Annotated in this window: 2 protein-coding genes; both read right to left on the bottom strand. The window is 66.8% G+C overall.

Annotated elements, in window-relative coordinates:
• Positions 1 to 119 precede the first annotated feature (119 nt).
• On the bottom strand, positions 120 to 1640 hold the full coding sequence (gene arfA / locus AC3XYG_RS17720; RefSeq protein ID WP_489141173.1) for an arabinosylfuranosidase ArfA: 1521 nt from the start codon (positions 1638 to 1640) through the stop codon (positions 120 to 122).
• 75 nt (positions 1641 to 1715) lie between these two features.
• On the bottom strand, positions 1716 to 2665 hold a 950-nt coding region (locus tag AC3XYG_RS17715), incomplete at its 5' end, for an extracellular solute-binding protein (RefSeq protein ID WP_489141172.1).

Genomic DNA, 2665 nt, shown 5'->3' with positions numbered 1-2665 from the left:
ACGCTCCGCTTCCCCCCATCGTCATTGCGAGCGTAGCGAAGCAATCCATGGTGTCGCCTGGCATGGATTGCTTCGTCGGCTTCGCCTCCTCGCAATGACGAAGGGGGCGCCGCAGGCGGCTACGCCCTGGGCACACTCCGGGTCACGATCACGTTCCACGAGGCCGGCTTCAGCTTCGCCCGCAGCCGCTCGCCATCCACCGTCACATCGGGGTTCGCCATTGGCACCACCGTGTTCGGCGCGTCCTTGGTGTTGACCGCCTTCAGGTTGGAATGGTGGATCTCGGTCGCCGTCACCAGCCGCCGGTCGGCGCCCAGGCCGCGCAGCTCGACATTCAGCTCCAGCGAGTCCGACAGGCTGCGGTTGAGGGCGAAGATCGCGGTGGTGCCGTCGGCCGGATTGTCGACCACGGTGGCATAGAGATACGGGATCCCCGGGAACGACGTGGCGCCGTAGCTCGGCGATTCGACCTGGGTCCGCAGCACCCTTCCATGGCCGAAGCGGGCGGCCAGGGCGAAGGGGTGGAAGATGGTCTGGCGCCAGGCCGGGCCGCCGGTCTCGGTCATGATCGGGCCGATGACGTTGACCAGCTGGGCGATGCAGGCGGTCTTCACCCGGTCGGCGTTGTTCATCAGGGCGATCAGCGCGCCGCCGACGATCAGCGCGTCCTCGGCGTTGTAGACCTCCTCGATCAGGGCCGGCGCCTCGGGCCAGCCCGGCTTGCGCATGTGCTCGATCTTGTGGGTCTTGTACCAGACGTTCCATTCGTCGAAGGACAGCATGATCTTCTTGTGCGACCGGCGCTTGGCCCCGACCGCGTCGCAGATCGCCGCCACCTCCTTGATGAAGGCGTCCATCAGCTCGATCACGCCGAAATACTCCGGTGTCGAATCGGCGTTGTTGTTGAAGTAGGTGTGCAGCGAAATGAAGTCGACTTGGTCGTAGCAGTGGTCCAGCACCTCGTATTCCCAGGCGCCGTATTGCGGCATGTTGCGATGGGATGAGCCGCAGGCGGCGAGCTGGATGGTCGGGTCGATCCAGCGCATCACCTTGGCGGTTTCCAGCGCGGCGCGGCCGTACTCCTCGGCGGTCTTGGCGCCGATCTGCCAGGGCCCATCCATCTCGTTGCCCAGGCACCAGAACTTGACGTCGTGCGGTGCGGCATGACCGTGCGACCGGCGCAGCTCCGACAGCTCGGACCCGCCCTCATGGTTGCAGTATTCCAGGAAGCGGCGCGCCTCGTCCGGCCCGCGGGTGCCGAGGTTGACGCCGAACATCGGCTCGATCCCGGCTTCGCGCGACCATTCCATGAACTCGTTGGTGCCGAAGCGGTTGGTCTCGGTCGAGAACCAGGCCAGGTCGCGCCGCACCGGCCGCTGCGCCACCGGCCCGACGCCATCCTCCCAGTTGTAGCCGGACAGGAAGTTGCCGCCGGGATAGCGGATGATGGTCGGCCCCAGTTCCTTCGTCAGCTCCAGCACGTCGCCGCGGAAGCCGCGGGCATCGGCGGTGGGATGGCCGGGTTCGAAGATGCCGCCATAGACGCAGCGGCCCATATGCTCGACGAACGCGCCGAAGACGCGGCGGTCGAGGTCGGAGAGGACGAAGTCGCGGTCGACGACGAGTCGTGCGGAGATCATGGAGGGACCGTCCCGGTCAGAAGCGTGGAGGGGGAAGGGCCGCGCCCTTGAGAGGAAGGGGGCGCGCGGCCGGGGTCACTTGGCGTTGGCGAGCAGTTCGTTGCATCGGCTGTCGGCATCGGCCAGCGCCTGGTCGATCGGCTTGCTGCCCTGGACCGCGGCCTCGAACTCCTCCTGGATGATCGACTGCAGGCCGAATTGCCGCTTCACCGCCCCCGGCAGGGCGGTGCCGTCCCGGGTCAGGCTGACGATGTCGCTGCGATGCGGCAGGTCGAGGAACGTCTGCGCCGCCGCCACTGATTTGCGGACCGGCAGGTGGCCGGTGCGGGACCAGTCGTAGTCGTTGTCCCACAGGAACTTCAGCAGCTCGAAGGCGGCCTTGCGGTGGGCGTCGTCCAGCTCGGCCTTCGGCATCACCCAGCTGTGGCCGTCGGCCCAGACCTTGGGGTTGCCGTATAGCTGCGGGAACGGCACCACAGAGTAGCCGCCGCTCAGCGCGCCGTCGGGCTTGGCGGCCTCCTGGGTGTAGCTGTCGACCAGCCAGGTGCCCATGATGTAGACGCCGCCGTCGCCCTTGGTGAAGCCGGCGGTGGCCGCGGCGTAGTCCTGGTCCTTGGTGGTGTCGCCGTTGTCGTAGATCGCCTTGAACAGCGTCACCGCGTTCTTGGCTTCCGGCGTCTCCAAATTGATCTTGGCGGGGTCGGCGAAGAAGTCGGAATTCTGCTGGTACAGCAGGGTGTAGAGGGTGCGGGTGTAGTTCGCCTGCTCGTTCGCCAGCGCCTGGACGAAATAGGGCTTGCCGGTCTTTTCCCGGAACTGCTTGGCCTGGGCCAGCAGCTCGTCCGGCGATTTCGGCAGGATCGGCTTGCCGTCGGCCGCCACCAGCCCGGCCTGCTTGAACAGGTTCAGGTTGATGTGCCACAGCCAGGTGTGGGTGTCGAAGGGCAGGGCATAGATCTTGCCGTCCTTGGTCACGCCCGTGCGGGCCGCGTCGGTGAAGTCGGCGGTGTCGACCCCGGCGGCCT

The sequence above is a fragment of the Inquilinus sp. genome (assembly GCF_057815775.1).
Note: the sequence above shows the minus strand (reverse complement) of the source record. Positions and strands in the feature narration are given on the sequence as shown.

Bases quoted from the DNA above. Each gene is read 5' to 3' on its own strand.
- arfA (WP_489141173.1), bottom strand. From the start codon at position 1,640: ATGATCTCCGCACGACTCGTCGTCGACCGCGACTTCGTCCTCTCCGAC.